General features: G+C 57.3%; 17 protein-coding genes. 4 read left to right on the forward strand and 13 right to left on the reverse strand.

Annotated features, from left to right (window positions below; translation table 11 throughout):
- Positions 1-163 precede the first annotated feature (163 nt).
- The 3 genes from nirB (at position 164) to cysG (ending at position 4,449) form a co-directional block, all read left to right on the forward strand.
- Positions 164-2,698 (forward strand): nitrite reductase large subunit NirB, encoded by a 2,535-nt coding sequence (nirB, locus tag FA91_RS16930; RefSeq protein WP_034917568.1) that lies wholly within the window; start codon positions 164-166, stop codon positions 2,696-2,698.
- The gene (gene nirD / locus FA91_RS16935; protein WP_034917569.1) at positions 2,695-3,021 is read left to right on the forward strand and encodes a nitrite reductase small subunit NirD; all 327 of its coding nucleotides are present in this window, start codon (positions 2,695-2,697) and stop codon (positions 3,019-3,021) included. Before nirB ends, nirD begins: the two co-directional genes overlap by 4 nt.
- A gap of 63 nt (positions 3,022-3,084) precedes the next feature.
- Entirely contained in the window at positions 3,085-4,449 is a 1,365-nt protein-coding gene (gene cysG, locus FA91_RS16940) for a siroheme synthase CysG (RefSeq protein WP_034917572.1), read from the forward strand.
- Positions 4,450-4,510: 61 nt separating this feature from the next.
- Here the strand turns inward: cysG and trpS are convergent, their stop codons facing one another.
- The 12 genes from trpS to pilM form a co-directional block, all read right to left on the reverse strand.
- Positions 4,511-5,515, reverse strand: coding sequence for a tryptophan--tRNA ligase (trpS, locus tag FA91_RS16945; protein WP_034917574.1), 1,005 nt, complete (start codon positions 5,513-5,515; stop codon positions 4,511-4,513).
- An 18-nt stretch (positions 5,516-5,533) separates the two neighbouring features.
- Positions 5,534-6,211 (reverse strand): phosphoglycolate phosphatase, encoded by a 678-nt coding sequence (locus FA91_RS16950; protein ID WP_034917577.1) that lies wholly within the window; start codon positions 6,209-6,211, stop codon positions 5,534-5,536.
- Positions 6,195-6,881, reverse strand: a complete 687-nt coding sequence (rpe, locus tag FA91_RS16955; RefSeq protein WP_034917579.1) for a ribulose-phosphate 3-epimerase — start codon at positions 6,879-6,881, stop codon at positions 6,195-6,197. The genes FA91_RS16950 and rpe overlap by 17 nt, the downstream gene beginning before the upstream one ends.
- Before the next feature lie 46 nt (positions 6,882-6,927).
- Positions 6,928-7,746: an adenine-specific DNA-methyltransferase gene (dam, locus tag FA91_RS16960; RefSeq protein WP_034917581.1), complete on the reverse strand. Its 819-nt coding sequence runs from the start codon at positions 7,744-7,746 to the stop codon at positions 6,928-6,930.
- A gap of 126 nt (positions 7,747-7,872) precedes the next feature.
- Positions 7,873-8,841, reverse strand: a complete 969-nt coding sequence (locus tag FA91_RS16965) for an SPOR domain-containing protein (protein WP_034917582.1) — start codon at positions 8,839-8,841, stop codon at positions 7,873-7,875.
- A 92-nt stretch (positions 8,842-8,933) separates the two neighbouring features.
- Positions 8,934-10,016: a 3-dehydroquinate synthase gene (aroB, locus tag FA91_RS16970; protein WP_034917584.1), complete on the reverse strand. Its 1,083-nt coding sequence runs from the start codon at positions 10,014-10,016 to the stop codon at positions 8,934-8,936.
- Between the two features lie 44 nt (positions 10,017-10,060).
- Positions 10,061-10,582 (reverse strand): shikimate kinase AroK, encoded by a 522-nt coding sequence (gene aroK, locus FA91_RS16975; RefSeq protein WP_034917585.1) that lies wholly within the window; start codon positions 10,580-10,582, stop codon positions 10,061-10,063.
- A 385-nt stretch (positions 10,583-10,967) separates the two neighbouring features.
- Positions 10,968-12,215 carry a DNA uptake porin HofQ gene (gene hofQ / locus FA91_RS16980; protein ID WP_034917587.1) on the reverse strand — a complete coding sequence of 416 codons (1,248 nt, stop codon included), beginning with the start codon at positions 12,213-12,215 and terminating at the stop codon, positions 10,968-10,970.
- Positions 12,175-12,540, reverse strand: a complete 366-nt coding sequence (locus FA91_RS16985; protein ID WP_034917589.1) for a HofP DNA utilization family protein — start codon at positions 12,538-12,540, stop codon at positions 12,175-12,177. The genes hofQ and FA91_RS16985 overlap by 41 nt, the downstream gene beginning before the upstream one ends.
- Entirely contained in the window at positions 12,537-13,046 is a 510-nt protein-coding gene (locus FA91_RS20160; RefSeq protein ID WP_051937256.1) for a hypothetical protein, read from the reverse strand. Before FA91_RS20160 ends, FA91_RS16985 begins: the two co-directional genes overlap by 4 nt.
- Positions 13,043-13,582, reverse strand: coding sequence for a PilN domain-containing protein (locus tag FA91_RS16995; RefSeq protein WP_034917592.1), 540 nt, complete (start codon positions 13,580-13,582; stop codon positions 13,043-13,045). Before FA91_RS16995 ends, FA91_RS20160 begins: the two co-directional genes overlap by 4 nt.
- Positions 13,582-14,400, reverse strand: coding sequence for a pilus assembly protein PilM (gene pilM, locus FA91_RS17000; RefSeq protein WP_034917594.1), 819 nt, complete (start codon positions 14,398-14,400; stop codon positions 13,582-13,584). The genes FA91_RS16995 and pilM overlap by 1 nt, the downstream gene beginning before the upstream one ends.
- A 120-nt stretch (positions 14,401-14,520) precedes the next feature.
- On the opposite strand from pilM, the gene mrcA reads away from it, so the two are divergent.
- Positions 14,521-17,067, forward strand: a complete 2,547-nt coding sequence (gene mrcA / locus FA91_RS17005) for a peptidoglycan glycosyltransferase/peptidoglycan DD-transpeptidase MrcA (protein ID WP_034917596.1) — start codon at positions 14,521-14,523, stop codon at positions 17,065-17,067.
- A 37-nt stretch (positions 17,068-17,104) separates the two neighbouring features.
- Here mrcA and nudE read toward each other — a convergent pair whose 3' ends face one another.
- Positions 17,105-17,671, reverse strand: coding sequence for an ADP compounds hydrolase NudE (gene nudE, locus FA91_RS17010; RefSeq protein WP_034917598.1), 567 nt, complete (start codon positions 17,669-17,671; stop codon positions 17,105-17,107).
- Positions 17,672-17,761 lie beyond the last annotated feature (90 nt).

The raw sequence follows: 17,761 nt of genomic DNA on the forward strand, positions 1-17,761 counted from the left end.
CGATTCAGCTTAATTGTTAATCTTTTCCGCCGCTTACGTAAAAACACTGAAAAAACAGCAATATACCCATAAAGTGGTATTTAAAACGCGACTTGATGTACATCAATAACCGCACCCGTTAGGGCGCTATTGTAGCCGCAACAGATTGCATTGTGAGGCAAAAATGAGCACCCGACTCGTCATCATTGGCAACGGCATGGTTGGCCACCGTTTACTGGAAGAGCTGGCGGAAAAAGCAGCGCCCGGTCAGTTTGCCGTCACCGTTTTTTGTGAAGAACCGCGCGTCGCTTACGATCGCGTTCACCTTTCCGCCTACTTTTCTCACCATACCGCTGAAGAGCTGTCGCTGGTTCGCAACGGCTTTTATGAAAAGCACAACGTCGAGGTGCTGGTCGGAGAGCGTGCGCTCAGCATTAATCGTCAGGAGAAAGTGGTTTACTCCAGCAGCGGCCGCGCGGTGCAGTACGACAAACTGGTGCTGGCGACCGGCTCTTACCCGTGGGTGCCGCCCATTGAGGGCGCCAACGGCCAGGACTGCTTTGTTTATCGCACCATTGAAGATCTGAATGCCATTGAAGCCTGCGCGCGCCGTAGCAAAAGCGGCGTGGTAGTGGGCGGCGGTCTGCTCGGCCTGGAAGCCGCTGGCGCCCTGAAAAACCTTGGCATTCAGACGCACGTTATTGAGTTTGCGCCGGTGCTGATGGCGGAACAGCTCGATCCGATGGGTGGACAGCAGCTGCGGCAGAAGATTGAGCGCATGGGCGTTCAGGTGCATACCAGCAAAAACACCCAACAAATTATTGACCGTCCTGACGGCGGTAAAACGCTGAAGTTTGCCGACGGCAGCGAACTGAACGTCGATTTTATCGTGTTCTCCACCGGTATTCGCGCACAGGACAAACTCGGCAAGCAGTGCGATCTGCCGCTGGGCCAGCGCGGCGGTTTCCTGATTAACGATACCTGCCAGACCGCCGATGCCGATATCTATGCCATCGGCGAATGCGCCGCCTGGAACCACCGCATCTATGGCCTGGTCGCGCCCGGTTATAAAATGGCGCAGGTCACCTGCGATCACCTGATGGGCAAAGAAAACGCGTTTACCGGCGCCGACATGAGCGCCAGGCTGAAGCTGCTGGGCGTGGATGTCGGCGGTATCGGCGATGCGCATGGCCGCACCGACGGAGCCAGAAGCTACGTTTACCTCGATGAAAACAAAGAGGTTTACAAACGTCTGGTGGTCAGCGCGGACAACAAAACGCTGCTCGGCGCGGTGCTGGTGGGCGATACCAGCGACTTCGGCAACCTGCTTCAGCTGATGCTGAACGCCATTGAACTGCCGGAAAATCCTGATGCGCTGATTCTGCCCGCTCATGCGGGAAGTAAACCGGCCATCGGCGTCGAATCGCTGCCGGACAGCGCGCAGATCTGCTCCTGCTTTGACGTCACCAAAGGCGATTTGGTGATGGCCGTTCAGAACGGCTGCCATACCGTGGCGGCGCTGAAGGCGGAAACCAAAGCGGGCACCGGCTGCGGCGGCTGCGTGCCGCTGATGACGCAGGTACTGAATGCCGAACTGAGCCGTCAGGGCATTGAGGTCAACAACCATCTCTGCGAGCACTTCGCTTATTCACGCCAGGAGCTTTATCACCTGATCCGCGTGGAGGATATCAGGACTTTCGATCAGCTGCTGGAGAAGCACGGCAGCGGCTACGGCTGCGAAGTGTGTAAACCTACCGCAGCGTCGCTGTTCGCCTCCTGCTGGAACGAATACGTGCTGAAACCGCAGCACACCAGCCTTCAGGACAGTAACGACAACTTTCTTGGCAACATCCAGAAGGATGGCACCTACTCCGTTATTCCACGGTCGGCAGGCGGCGAGATCACCCCGGAAGGGCTGGTCGCCATCGGCGAAGTGGGTCGTCGCTACAATCTGTACACCAAGATCACCGGCTCGCAGCGCATCGGCCTGTTTGGCGCACATAAAAATGACCTGCCGGCCATCTGGTCTGAACTGATCAAAGCCGGCTTTGAAACCGGCCACGCCTACGCGAAGGCGCTGCGCATGGCGAAAACCTGCGTTGGCAGCAGCTGGTGCCGCTTCGGCGTGGGCGACAGCGTCGGGCTCGGCGTCGAGCTGGAAAACCGCTACAAAGGCATCCGCACGCCGCATAAAATGAAGTTTGGCGTCTCCGGCTGTACCCGCGAATGCGCAGAAGCGCAGAGCAAAGACGTGGGCATTATTGCCACGGAAAAAGGCTGGAACCTGTATGTATGCGGCAACGGCGGTATGAAGCCGCGCCATGCAGATTTACTGGCTGCCGACCTGGATCGCGAAACGCTGATCCGCTATCTCGACCGTTTTATGATGTTTTACATCCGCACCGCGGACAAACTCCAGCGCACCTCTCTGTGGCTGGAAAGCCTCAGCGGCGGTATCGACTACCTGAAACAGGTGGTTATTCACGACAAACTGGGCCTGAATCCGCAACTGGAAGCCGATATTGCGCGGCTGCGCGATGAAGTGGTCTGTGAGTGGCAGGCGACGCTTGACGATGAAAGTCAGCTTGCGCGCTTCGCGCACTTTATTAATGATGACAGCCGCGATCCGCTGGTGCAGGTGGTGGCCGAGCGCGACCAGCATCGTCCCGCGCGCCCGTCCGAGCGCATTCCGGTTGTGCTGATGGAGGAAAACGTATGAGTCAGTGGCAGCGTATCTGTAAGGTCAGCCAGATCCTTCCCGGCACGGGCGTTTGCGCCCGCGTTGGCGAACACCCGGTCGCGATTTTTCGCCCACGGGAAAACGATGAGGTGTTTGCCATCAGCAATATTGACCCCTTTGCCGACGCCAGCGTGCTGTCACGCGGGATCATCGGTGAGCATCAGCAGGCGCTGTGGGTCGCCAGCCCGTTAAAAAAACAGCATTTTCGCCTCAGCGATGGCGTATGCATGGAAGACGAAAGCCGCTCGGTGATGTCTTATGCCGCACGCGTAACCGACGGCATGGTTGAAATTGCTGTGTGATCGACCAACAAGGGTAAGCCTGAGGCCGCTATAAAGCGGCCTTTTTTTAAGAGCGAGCGTTGTATGGATTTTCTTCCCCTGTTTTGCCAGCTTCGCGGCAGAGCCTGCCTGCTGGTCGGCGGCGGTGACGTGGCAGAACGCAAAGCGCGACTGCTGTTGAAAACCGGTGCCGACCTGCGGGTCTGCGCCACCGAATTTTCTCCGCTGTTTCGCCACTGGCAGGAAACCGGCCAGGCCCGGCTGATCGAAGGTGCTTTTGCGCCCGATATGCTGGATGGCTGCTGGCTGGCGATCGCCGCCACCGACAATCATACGGTGAACGCGCAGGTGAGCCACTGCGCGGAAGCGAAGCGCATTTTCTGTAACGTCGTCGATGCGCCGGAACAGGCCAGCGTCATTATGCCCTCGATCGTTGACCGTTCGCCGTTGATGATCGCCATCTCCAGCGGTGGCCGGGCGCCGGTTATGGCGCGTCTGCTGCGTGAAAAAATTGAAGCGCTGCTGCCGCAACACCTCGGCAAAATTGCGACCTGTGCGGGCTCGCTTCGCCAGCGGGTGAAGCGGCAGTTCAGCGAAATGGCCCAGCGCCGACGCTTTTGGGAAAAGCTCTTCGCGCACGACCGGCTGGCGCAATCGCTGGCAAACAACGATGCGCCGCAGGTGGAGAAGCTGACCGAAGCGCTGTTCCGCCAGCCGCTGGCGCATCAGGGTGAAGTGGTGCTGGTGGGTGCCGGCCCCGGCGACGCGGGCCTGTTGACGCTGAAAGGCCTGCAACAAATTCAGCAGGCGGATATCGTTGTCTACGATCGGCTGGTCTCCGATGAGATCCTTGAGCTGGTCAGGCGCGATGCGGAACGCATTTTTGTCGGCAAACGCGCCGGTCATCACTGCGTGCCACAGTCGGAGATCAACCAGATTCTGTTGGACCAGGCACAGCGCGGCAAGCGCGTGGTGCGCCTGAAAGGCGGCGATCCTTTTATATTCGGACGCGGCGCGGAGGAGCTTGAGGCGCTGCTCGATGCGGATATCCCCTTCTCCGTGGTGCCCGGCATTACTGCGGCCTCCGGCTGTTCGGCCTACAGCGGCATTCCGCTGACCCATCGCGACTATGCGCAAAGCGTCAGGCTGGTTACCGGACACGTGCAGGCCAACGGCGCGCTGGACTGGCGCAACCTGGCCGCCGAACAGCAAACGCTGGTGTTTTATATGGGCCTGTCGCAGGCGGGGGAAATCCAGCGGCAGCTGATTGCGCATGGAATGTCAGCGACCATGCCGGTGGCGCTGGTGGAGCGCGGCACGTCGACGCAGCAGCGCGTGGTGAGCGGCAGCCTTGACCAGCTTGAGTCGCTGGCAACGCAGGTTGAAAGCCCGTCGCTGATTATTGTGGGCCGCGTGGTGGCGTTGCGCGAACGGCTGCGCTGGTTCTGAGCATAAAAAAAGCCAGAAGCAGCAAATGCCGCTTCTGGCTTCCTGTACGCGCTATCAGCCGCTATGGCTGAGCGACAAAGCCAACGGCTTCATAAACCTTCTTCAGCGTCACCTGCGCCTGCGCGCGGGCCTTGAGCGCGCCATCACGCATCACCTGCTCCAGGAATGCTTCGTCATCGCGGTAGCGATGGTAGCGCGCCTGAAGCTCGGTCAGCATACCGGAGACGGCGTCCGCCACTGCGCCTTTCAGGTGACCATACATCTGGCCCGCAAACTGCTGCTCCAGTTCCGGGATGCTTTTACCGGTGACGCCTGAGAGGATATCCAGCAGGTTTGAGACGCCGGCCTTATTTTTCACATCGTAACGCGCCACCGGCGGCTCGTCGCCATCGGTCATCGCACGTTTAATTTTCTTCACGATGGATTTGGGATCTTCCAGCAGGCCGATGACGTTGTTGCGATTATCATCAGACTTGGACATCTTTTTCGTCGGCTCAAGCAGCGACATCACGCGCGCGCCGGATTCAGGAATAAACGGCTCAGGCACCTTAAACACGTCGCCATACAGGGCGTTGAAGCGCGCGGCCACGTCGCGGCTCAGTTCAAGATGCTGCTTCTGATCCTCGCCCACCGGCACCTGCGTGGTCTGATACAGCAGGATATCCGCCGCCATCAGCACCGGGTAGTCGAACAGCCCGGCGTTGATGTTCTCTTCATAGCGCGTGGATTTGTCCTTGAACTGGGTCATGCGACTCAGCTCGCCGAAGTAGGTGTAGCAGTTGAGGATCCAGCTCAGCTGCGCATGTTCCGGCACGTGGGACTGAACAAAAATAGTGCTTTTTTGCGGATCGATACCGCAGGCCAGATAGAGCGCCAGCGTATCCAGCGTCGCCTTGCGCAGCGCGGCGGGGTTCTGACGCACGGTGATCGCATGTAAATCGACAATACAGTAGATGCAGTCAAAATCATCCTGCATGTTGACCCACTGACGCAGCGCACCCATATAGTTCCCGATGGTCAGTTCGCCAGAAGGCTGTGCGCCGCTAAATACGATGGGTTTACTCATGTTATTTCGTCCTGATAATTACAGCCCTAGCGCGGGCAACAAATCGTTGAAATGGTCAAGCACGAGCGTTGGCGTGCTTTCAGCAATCGGCTCGCCGTAGTTGTAACCGTAAGTGAAGCCCACGCAGGGGCAGCCCGCCGCTTTTGCCGCCAGAATATCATTGCGCGAGTCGCCGACAAACACCAGCTCCTCCGGCAACAGCCCAAACTTGCCCAGCACCAGAAACAACGGCGCGGGATGCGGTTTTTTCGCTGCGACGTCGTCGCCGCCGATGATCAGCGAAAAATAGTCGGCAATGCCCAGCGAGGCCAGCAACGGCGCGATAAACGGCGTTGGCTTATTGGTCACAATCGCCATTGGCACACCGGTTTTCGCCAGCGCGGCCAGTTCGGCTTTTACCCCAGGGAACAGCTTGCTGCCGCTCTCAATGGTGGTAGCGTAATGTTTATCAAGCAGCACGCGCGCATCGGCAATCGTGGCGGCATCGGGTTGATGACCCAGCGCCCACGTCAGCGCGCGCGCTATCAGCACGTCGGCGCCGTTACCAATCCAGGTTGAGACGCGCTCAACGCCTGCGGCAGGAAGATTCAGTGCCGCCAGGGCGGCATCCACCGCGCTGGTCAAACCCGGCGCGCTGTCAATCAGCGTGCCGTCAAGATCAAACGCCAGACCGCGAATATTAGTGAAATGAGCCATGGCGTGATTTCTCCAGTTCTGTACGCATGTCGTCGATGACTTTTTTATAGTCCGGCTGGCCGAAAATCGCGGACCCGGCAACAAACATGTCCGCGCCTGCCGCCGCGATCCCGGCAATATTGTCTGCCTTCACGCCGCCGTCCACTTCCAGGCGAATATCGTAACCGCTGCGATCGATCAGCTTGCGCACCTGACGCAGCTTGTCCAGCGTGCCCGGAATGAAGGACTGACCGCCAAAGCCGGGATTAACCGACATCAGCAGGATCACATCAACTTTATCCATCACGTAATCAAGGTAGCTGAGCGGCGTAGCCGGGTTGAACACCAATCCCGATTTACAACCGTGTTCTCTGATCAGCTGGAGCGATCGATCGATATGCTCGGAGGCTTCAGGATGAAAAGTGATATAGCTGGCCCCCGCTTTGGCAAAGTCAGGAATGAGGCGATCAACCGGTTTCACCATCATGTGCACATCAATCGGCGCGGTAATACCGTAGTCGCGCAGCGCCTTCAGCACCATCGGGCCCATGGTCAAATTGGGCACGTAATGGTTGTCCATCACGTCAAAATGCACAACGTCGCCACCCGCCGCCAGCGCTTTGGCCGTGTCTTCACCCAGACGAGCAAAATCGGCGGACAGGATTGAGGGGGCAAGCAAAAACTGTTTCATCCGTTTCTCCCGGTTTGCGCCTGATGGGAGGCGCGTAACATTACATTCATCGGCTGGTAAACAGCGCCAGTATCTCATTCACCTGATTACGGCCGGTACTGTTGCGGCTTATCGAACGCCGCGCTTTGATCTGGTGCAGAGCCGCCGCCTGATACCAGAGCCTGGTGAGCGGCGTATCGTGGTTAGAGATCAGTACCGGAATGCGGTTCTCTGTCGATAATTTAACCGCCAGTTCCGCCAGGTGCTCCTGCTGTTGCAGGCTGAAGCTGTTGGTATGATAAGCGGTAAAGTTCGCCGTGGCCGACAGCGGCGCATACGGCGGATCGCAATAGACCACTGAACCCTGCGTCGCCCTGCTCAGGGTAACATCGTATGACTCGCAAACAAACGTTGCATCCTGCGCCCGTTCGGCAAACCCGTAAAGCTCCTCTTCGGGAAAGTACGGCCGAATATAACGTCCAAACGGCACGTTAAATTCGCCGCTGAGGTTATAGCGGCACAGTCCGTTATAGCAGTGGCGGTTGAGGTATAAAAAAAGCATGCCGCGGCGCCAGGGATCGTCGCAACGATTAAATTCAAGGCGGCGTTCATAGTAAAAGGCAGACTCGTTCGTCTCGCGGGTAAACAGCGGGCGCGCTTCGGCGACGAATTCGTCGACCCGAGTTTTAACGATGTTATAGAGATTGATCAGATCGCTGTTGATGTCGGCCAGAATGTAGCGCGGGAAATGGGTATTGAGGAATACCGATCCTGCGCCGACAAAGGGCTCAATCAAACAATCCCCTTCGGGAAGATGACGCTGGATATCATCAAGAAGCGGGAATTTTCCTCCCGCCCACTTTAAAAAAGCGCGATTTTTTTTCATGCCGTCGTTTAATTACAATTACTCTTCAGGCTGCGGTAATACCGACAGCATATCTGCGCTTTAAAATGCCCTTAAGCCACTGGCGAAAGAGCATATTCTGACTTTCAACCGGTTTTCCCGGCCTGATTAATTTGCCGCTTCTTTCCTGACCTGGCTTACCGGTTTCACCCACGGATTCTGCGCGCGAACTTCGGCGGGCAGCGAGGCGACGGCGCGTTTCGCATCAGCAGGCGTGGCGTATGAACCGCTTACCAATACATACCACGGCTGACCGTTACGACTGGTCTTGTAGACGTGGAAGCTGCTCAGATTTTGCTTCTTCGCCCAGGCATTAAGGGTATCGGAGCGCGAGGCGCTGCTCAGCTGAAGCGTGTAGCTGCCACCGGGCGCGGCGGTGCTGGCTCCAGGTGCAGCCGCAGCGTGAGAAGCGGTACTGCGCGGTGCATGCTCTTTAGCGGCTGGCTTTGTTTCTGCGGGCTTATGCGCCGTTGCAGGTCTGTTCGCAGCGGCTGGCTGCTGCGGTTTGGTCGCCACCGGACGCGTGGCCTGTCCGCCAGGCGCAACCGTGGCGGGCGCGGTAGGCAGTCCGCCGTTTTGTCCGCCCTGCGCGGCGGCGTCCACCTGACCTTGTTGATTAGTCAGGGCGCTGTTCAAATCACCAGGCAGTTCCACGCGCTGCTGATTTTCCGGCGCAGGCACGGGCTGCGCTTCAGTCGGCGTGGAAGAAACCGGCGGGACGCTGATCGGCTGCGGGCTGTTGCCTGCTGGCGCCTGAGTGCTGGCAGCATCAGGCTTCGCCGCATCAGGCGCTGGCGTACTGTTCTGGCCGGTCATTGACGATGAGCCGGAGAGATCGATATTTTTTTCGCTGCCCGACGGCGGTTGCTGCGCCTGCTTTTCAGCTTTGTCGTCAGGGGAGTTCAGCGCTGAGCCGATGCCTATGACCAGCAAAAGCAATACCAGAATGCCGATCCCCATCATCATATGCTGGCGGGAAACCGGTATTTTCGGCGCCGAAGACGTTTTGCGAGACCGCTGCGGACGGCGATCGCTGGTATCAGGTTTTAACTCGTCTTCCGGTTTAAACTCGTCCATTCAACCTCCTCCAGTAAAGCAGCGACGCCGCTCAATACCCTGTAAACGGCGCTTACGTCATGGTCAGATCCGGAACAAGCCGGCGTTGTTAATCAGGTGCAGTCGTTAATTGCCGCTAAAACCATATCATGCGGCACGCCGCTGCGCACTTCAGCATTACCCATTGCCCGCGGCAGGACGAGGCGAAGCTCGCCCGCCAGCACTTTTTTATCGCGCATCATATGCGGCAGGTAGGCTTCGGCAGCCATACTCTGCGGGCCGTTAACCGGCAGGCCAGCATGCGTTAATAGTGCAATAATTCTGTCGGTGTCTGCGGCGCTGAACTGACCAAGGCGCTCTGCCGTGCGCGCGGCCATGACCATTCCCGCCGCCACGGCTTCACCATGCAGCCAGTTGCCGTAACCCATATGCGCTTCAATCGCGTGACCAAAAGTATGGCCCAGGTTAAGCAGCGCTCGCTGGCCCATTTCACGTTCGTCAGCAGCCACAACCGCTGCTTTCAGCTCGCAGCAGCGGCGAATACAGTACGCCATGGCTTTGCCGTCCAGAGCCAGCAGCGCATCAATATTGGCTTCCAGCCAGTTGAAAAACTCGCCGTCGAGAATGATGCCGTACTTGATCACTTCAGCCAGGCCGGACGCAAGTTCGCGCGGCGGCAGGGTGGCGAGACAGTTGAGATCGATAACCACAGATGCAGGCTGATAGAACGCGCCGATCATGTTTTTACCGAGAGGATGATTTACCGCGGTTTTGCCGCCGACAGACGAGTCGACCTGAGCCAGCAGCGTGGTAGGTACCTGAATAAAGCGGACGCCGCGCTGATAGCTTGCTGCCGCAAAACCGGTCAGATCGCCGATAACGCCGCCGCCAAGGGCGACCAGCGTGGTATCGCGACCGTGCGGTTTTTCCAGCAGGGCGGTAAAGACCTGCTCCATCACCGCCAGCGTTTTGTACTGTTCGCCGTCCGGCAGGATAACCTGATCGACCTTCACGCCAGCGTCTTCAAGCAGCTGGCGCAGCGGAGCAAGATAGAGTGGCGCCAGCGTTTCGTTGGTAACCAACATCGCGCGGTCGCCCGATTGCAGCGGCCAAAAGGACGCCGGATCGTTAAACAATCCGGCGGCGATAGTAATGGGATAGCTTCGCTCTCCCAAAGTGACGGTAATCTTCTCCATGACGCGGTATCGCCCTTTTGCAATGGCCCGCAGGCCGCGCTGAATCAGCTTTTCTCCAGCATATTGATAATCTGGTTCGCGACCACTTTTGCGCTCTGATCATCGGTGCGGATGGTGACGTCAGCAATCTCTTCGTAAAGCGGATTGCGTTCGCCAGCCAGCGCTTCCAATACCTCACGCGGTGGAGAGTTCACCTGGAGCAGCGGCCGTTTTTTGTCGCGTTGCGTCCGCGCCAGCTGCTTTTCGATGGTTGTTTCCAGATACACCACGACGCCGCGAGCAGAAAGACGGTTACGCGTTTCACGTGACTTCACTGAACCGCCACCGGTAGCCAGCACAATGCCTTGCTTTTCAGTAAGTTCGTTGATGATTTTCTCTTCGCGATCGCGGAAGCCTTCTTCGCCTTCAACGTCGAACACCCAACCCACATCCGCTCCGGTACGTCGCTCAATTTCTTGATCGGAATCGAAAAATTCCATGTTGAGTTGCTGAGCTAACTGACGCCCAATAGTGCTTTTGCCGGCACCCATAGGCCCAACCAGAAAGATATTGCGTTTCTCTGCCATTTTTTCGGTATTACTAAGACTATTCGTTAATGATACCCCGTCCACTCGGACAGGACATGAACTGAAACCTCATGAGCGATAATGCGAGAGTCAGAAGAAAATTATCTCAACACTGAAGGTATTTTGGCAACCGATTAAATTGACCTTGCCCATTGCGCATACAAGCCGCGTTTCAGTCCGCTTCATTTATCAGCCCGATGTCACTGCATCGGCTACGCCGGTTGCGCACGATAAAAAACGGGTTAAATGCATTCTTTGCAGCAGGACCGAGGCCCATAAATCAAAATCGCTAAACCTTGTAAGCTAATTCGGCTCTTGCGTCAAACGCATATGTCGGTAACAAGGCAAAAAAAGTCCTCTTTTCGGTACTTTGTTACAAAAAGCGTCACTCATCCTCAATCAGCCGCGGCGTGATAAAAATCACCAGTTCACGACGCTTTTGCTCGTTAGCCTGATAGCGAAACAGCGATCCCAGCAGTGGTATGTCGCCCATCAGCGGCACTTTCTTTTGCGACTGCGAGGATTGCTGCTGAAAGATGCCGCCCAGCGCCAGCGTCTGCCCGTCCTTCAGCGTCACCTGCGTCTGGATCTCCTGCTTATCAATCGCCAGGTATTCCCCTTCTCCGCTACGCATTACTTTTCCCGGTACGTTCTGAGTGATGTGCAGTTTAAGCAGTATACGTCCGTTGGGCTGTACGACGGGCGTGACTTCCATCCCCAGCACCGCGTCTTTGAACTCCACGGTGGTGCTGCCGTTGGTACCGCTGGAGACCTCATAGGGTATTTCTGTTCCCTGCTTGATACTGGCTGGTTGCTGATGTGATGTAAACAGACGCGGACTGGCAATAATTTCTAACTTGTCCTCCTGCTCAAGCGCGCTCAGCTCAAGCTCCAGCAGCCGACCATTCAGGCGGGCAAAGGTAAAACCAGCGGATACGGCAGGACTGGCCACCGGCAGGTTGACGCTGAGCGGGCTGGCGCGCAACGCGCTGTCGATTCGCTCCGCACCGCTGACGCCCCAACGCACGCCAAGCTCCCGCAGGCTTTCCTGATTAATGGTGACGATATGCGCCGACAGCTCGATTTGCCGGACAGGAACGTCGAGGGCGCTGACCCAGCGACGGATTTTTTCGATTGCAGCAAGATTATCGTGAAGCAGCAGGCTGTTTGTGCGCGTATCGACCGTGACGGTTCCTCGCGATGTCAGCAGCTTTTCGCGCCCGGCCTGTAGGCTGCCGTTCACCGCAGTGGCATCGGCATAGCGCAGCGCCAGCGTATGTGTCTCAAGCGGCAGCGCATTTATTGCTTCTTCGCGCTCCGCCGCCTGCTGCTGCTTTTTCTCCTGCTGCCAGCGTTGCGGGAAGACCAGTAAAACATCACCTTCTCTTTCAATGGTGAGGCGGGTCATTTTTGCCACCAGCGTCATGGCCTGCTGCCAGGGCACGTTTTGCAATCTTAACGACAGCTTTCCCTCTACCCCTGGCGCAACCATCAAATTGAGCTGCTGCCAGTCAGCCAGCGCCTGCATCACCTGCGCTACGGGCGCATCGTCAAAAACCAGCGAGAGGCGGTCAGTGCTGGCGCGCAGCGGGCTAAGGTACGCCAGCAATAGCAGAATTATCATCCTGATCATACAGTTTTCCTTTCAGGGTAAACGACATCGGCGGCTGGCATGCCTGCGCGCTGTCAACGGTAATGCTCAGCGCGTCGACGGCCGCAAGATGCCAGCGGTCGTCGAGCTGTTCGCCTGGTTTTTTCTGAACCCACTGATGAGGCGAGAAGACCAGCCATGCACGGTAGTCGCCCTTCTGGCCAACGATGCCGCGAAGCTGCCACAGCGGCCGTTCGGCCCGGCAGGAAAGCGTCTCTGCGGGCGTGAACGGATCGCGTGCCCGCGCCGAGCCCGCCGATGCAGCAGCAGCCAGTAGCGCGAAGAGTAAAAGGCGTTCAGGCTTCATGATTCAATACCAGCCTTAAGTACCAGCCGTGTTTTGAATATCAGCCGCTCGCCTTCACGCGTCAGCGTGAAATGCGAAAGAGTCGCTGCTGCGGAGAGCGTACTGAAGTAGTCCAGCACCTTTGTGGTTTGCTGCCAGCTAAGCTTCAGCGTCAGGGTTCCGCCCTCTTTTTCCGGATGCCAGGAGATAAGTTCGCCATCGGCACTATCGAGAAGCGCCAACAGTGAGAATACACGTCCGGTTTCTGCTGCCAGTGCTTCTTCAAGCTGGTCCATTGCCGCCTGTGTCGCGGCAGCAGAATCACCATTGCGCAGGTTCTGTTTAATGGCCCGATAGCGTTTAAGCTCTGCGTCTTCACGCTTACTCAGGGCAGCGGCCTGCTGATATATCGGCTGCGCCCAGAGCCACCCTGCTGCGGCTGAAAACAGCCCGCTCAGGAACAAGTAGAGCGTGAGACGACGCCACAGCGGCTGATAAAACCAGTGTAAAAACGCGGCGGCGTTCATGACGCGTTATCCTTTTGCAGCGCGATCGTCAGGCTGAATGCCAACTGTCCTTCGCCATCGCGGCTGATTTTTTGCGTGTCAACACGCTGAAAAAGATCCAGCCCGGCCAGACGCTGGCGAAAGCGATGCAGATCGCGAATGTCACGACAAAAGCCGGCCAGATGCAGGCTCTCCGGGTTCTTACTCATTTCCGTTAACCAGAGTGCATCAGGCATATGCGTCGTCAGGCTTTGCGCAAAGTGGCTCCACTGCGCCGCCTGCTGCCGTTGCTGCTGCAATGCCATCAGCTGATCGCTCAGCGCCTGCTTTCGCTTAAGCAGGTTTTCTACACGCTGCTGCACGTCGGTGGCTTGCCTGACCGAACGACGGTGAATGTCGATGCTTTTGAGCCGCTGCGTATTCGCTCTCTGCTGCCAGCTGACAGGCAGCGCTGCCGCCAGCGAAAAAAGCATTATCAGCACCAGCAGGCCAACGTCGCGGCGGAGGCTTTTTCTGAACAGCGTCTGCCGCCAGGGAAGCAGGTTGACCCAAACCATCAGACATCCTCCGGACGTAGCGCCAGGCCTGCCGCCAGAGTAAATGCGCCAGCGTGAACCGGTAATGGCGGCTGTTTCAACGTTGTTGCATCCAGAGGATTGAGCGGGGTGGTATTCTCAGGTGGCGCGCTGGCCCCGGCACTGCTGTAAAAAACAGAGGGTATCTCAGGCAGGTGAAGCGCTTTCAGCGTTTCAAAGTCTGGCGCCTGCGCCGATGAACACCAGCCCCAGCGCTGCCCCGCCAGCGCGGCGCTGTACCACAGCCAGTGATCGGACAGGCGGTGAACCAGCGCGGCGGCAGGATCAAGGGCTAACGTTTCCGCCAGCGCATACAAGGCGGCCGGCGTCAGCTCCAGTACCTGCGGCGTAAGATCCGCCTGCGCCAGGCACGCCAGCCAGCTTTGCATCGCTTCACGCTGCGTCGCGGTGACATACACCTGCTCTTTCTGCTGGCGATAGTCGATGGCTAATGCCTCCAGCTCAATTGGGAAAAATCGTCTCGCCGCTGCGGTGATATAACTGCTACGCTCTGGTTCGCGGAGTTCGGGATGCGGCAGGTTGATTTGCCGCTGGAGCACAAGCTGGGGGGGAAACCCCACTCGCAGAGAGATCTGATGGGGTAGTTGTTTTCGCCAGCGCTGCAAAAGCGCGACAAGCGGTTCAGGACGTTGCAGCCGCCCCTGGGTTAACGTATCTTGCGGCAGAGCATGTTGCCACCAGTGGCGGAGCTGCCAGCCGTTGCGACGCCGCTGGATGCCGAGGGCGCAGATCTGTCCATTCTGAATATCCAGCCCCACCTGCCATGTCTGAAAAGCCATTTTGCGCGATCTCCTTATCATCAATTACGGAAAAGGACATATCCAAGCTCCTGGCTTGCCTTTATACTACCGCGCGATTGTTTATAAACTGCCCAATCCACACGAAATGGAAATTATCAGGTGAAGTTCGTAAAGTATTTTTTGATTCTTGCAGTGTGTTGCATCTTGCTGGGAGCTGGCTCGATTTATGGCCTCTACAAATATATCGAGCCGCAGCTTCCTGACGTCGCCACGCTGAAAGATGTGCGTCTTCAGACGCCGATGCAGATCTACAGCGCCGATGGCGAGCTGATTGCTCAATATGGCGAAAAACGTCGCATCCCGTTAAAAATGGCGGCGATCCCGCCAGTGATGGTCAAAGCGTTCATTGCCACTGAAGACAGCCGTTTCTACGAGCATCACGGCGTGGATCCCATCGGTATTTTTCGTGCGGCAAGCGTGGCGATGATTTCCGGCCATGCTTCTCAGGGTGCCAGTACCATTACCCAGCAGCTCGCGCGTAACTTTTTTCTCAGCCCGGAACGCACGCTGATCCGTAAAATTAAAGAAGCGTTTCTGGCTATCCGCATTGAGCAAATGATGAGCAAGGACGAGATCCTTGAGCTTTATCTCAATAAGATCTATCTGGGCTACCGCGCCTACGGCGTGGGCGCCGCCGCGCAGGTCTATTTTGGCAAAGATGTCGGGCAGCTTTCACTGAGTGAGATTGCGATGATTGCCGGACTGCCGAAAGCGCCGTCAACGTTCAACCCGCTCTACTCGCAGGAGCGGGCAACACAGCGCCGCAACGTCGTGCTGAGCCGCATGCTCGATCAGCGCTATATCACCCAAGCCGAGTATGACGAAGCGCGCAGTACGCCGCTGGTCGCCAACTATCACGTGCCGGTTATCGCTTTCTCTGCGCCCTATCTGACCGAAATGGTGCGTCAGGAGATGGTGAAGCGTTATGGCGATAATGCCTATAACGATGGATTTAAGGTCACGACGACCATTACCCGCAAGCTTCAGCTGGCGGCGCAGAAGTCGGTTCAGGACAACGTCATCAACTACGATATGCGCCACGGCTATCGCGGCCCGACCAGCACTTTATGGAAAGTTGGCCAGCAGGCACTGGCACAGAAGGACATTCTGAAAACGCTGAAATCGCTGCCGGTGTATGGCCCGCTTTATCCGGCCGTGGTGACCGAAGCCAATCGCAGCGAAGCAACGGCGTTAATGCGCGACGGCAGCAGCGTCACGCTCGGCCTGCCGGGCATGCGCTGGGCGCGTCCTTACAAATCCGATAAGCAGCAGGGCCGCTCACCGCAATCGGTCAGCGAAGTAGTGCAGGCCGGCCAGCAGATTTGGGTGCGTAAAGTGGAGAACGACTGGTGGCTGGCGCAGGTGCCTGACGTTAACTCGTCGCTGGTTTCACTCAATCCACGCGACGGCGCAGTTATGGCCGTTGTTGGCGGTTTCGACTTCAACCTGAGCAAGTTTAACCGTGCCACGCAGGCGCTACGCCAGGTGGGTTCTAATATTAAACCGTTCCTTTATACCGCTGCAATGGATCGCGGTATGACGCTGGCTTCCATTCTTAACGACGTGCCGATTTCGCGGTGGGATGCCGGGGCAGGTTCAGACTGGCGACCTAAAAACTCGCCGCCGACCTACGACGGCCCGATTCGCATGCGTCAGGGGCTTGGCCAGTCGAAGAACGTAGTCATGGTGCGCGCCATGCGTGCGATGGGCGTTGATTACGCCGCCGAATATCTTCAGCGCTTCGGCTTCCCGGCGCAGAATATCGTGCACACCGAGTCACTGGCGCTTGGTTCTGCCTCATTTACGCCGATGCAGTTGGTCAGGGGCTATGCGGTGATGGTTAACGGCGGTTTCTTAATCGATCCTTACTTTATCAAAAAGATCCAGGACGAAAACGGCAACACCTTGTTTGAAGTACAGCCGAAAGTAGCCTGTCCGGAATGTAATCTGCCGGTCATTTACGGTGAAACGAAAAAAGCCGTGGCGTTGGGCGAGGAGAGCGTGGAGAACCCGGCGATATCGCAGGAAGGCAGAAACGTTGCCGTGCCACAGCCGCAGCTTGAGCAGGTGCACGCCGGGCAGGCTGGCGAACCGCAGTATGCGCCTCACGTGATCAATACCTCGCTCTCATTCCTGATCAAGAGCGCGCTGAATTCAAACATCTTTGGCGAACCGGGCTGGATGGGCACCGGCTGGCGCGCGGGCAGAGATCTGAAACGTAACGATATCGGCGGCAAAACCGGGACGACCAACAATTCAAAAGACGCCTGGTTCTCCGGCTTTGGCCCTGGGGTGGTGACTTCAGTGTGGATTGGCTTTGACGATCATCGTCGCGATCTGGGACGTTCAACGGCTTCCGGCGTCATTAAAGACCAGATCTCAGGCTATGAAGGCGGCGCGAAGAGCGCGCAGCCCGCCTGGGACGACTACATGAAGATCGTGCTGGACGGCGTACCGGTTGAGCCGCTTACACCGCCGGAAGGCGTGGTGACGGTAACTATCGATCGCAGCACCGGTAAATTATCGAATGGCGGCGGTAACACGCGTCAGGAGTACTTTATCGACGGCACGCAGCCGACCGAGTATTACGTTCCTGATACCGGCACCACGCTGATGGACAACGGCGAAAGCCACGAACTGTTCTGATACGTACAATACAACGGGCGAGAAATCGCCCGTTTTTTTAATACGTTAATCTTCCCTGCTTCACCAGCCACTCTCTGACCAGAAACAGCGCGCTCACGTTACGGGCTTCGCGAAAATCCGGCTCCTGCAACAGCCCAAGCATGTTTTCCAGCGGCCAGCGCACCTGCGGCAGCGGTTCCGGCTCGTCACCTTCCAGCTTTTCTTCATAGAGCTGTTCGGCAATCAGGATATTCATTTTGCTGGAGAAGTAGGAGGGCGCCATCGTGAGTTTACCCAGCATCTCCAGCTTTTTCGCGCCGAAACCGACCTCTTCTTTCAGCTCGCGGTTTGCGGCCTCAAGCGGTGTTTCACCCGGATCGATAAGCCCTTTAGGGAAACCCAGCTCATAGCTTTCAAGGCCGACGGCATACTCCTGAATAAGGATCAGATGATTATCAACCAGGGGAACAATCATCACCGCCTCACGATCGGAAGGCCGCATGCGCTCATAAACGCGCCTTGCGCCGTTGCTGAAAAGCAGATCGACGCCCTCAACGGTAAACAGACGCGAACGGGCCACCGTTTCAACGTTCAGGATTTCAGGTTTTTGTAATTTTCTGGTCATCGCGACCTCTGGAAAAGCCAACATGGGGCGCTGAGGCCCGTAAGTAACGGTGTGAAAACCGCTGCATAACCTATTGTGCGGCAGCCACAG

The organism is Erwinia sp. 9145 (genome assembly GCF_000745075.1).
GTDB lineage: Bacteria > Pseudomonadota > Gammaproteobacteria > Enterobacterales > Enterobacteriaceae > Erwinia > Erwinia oleae.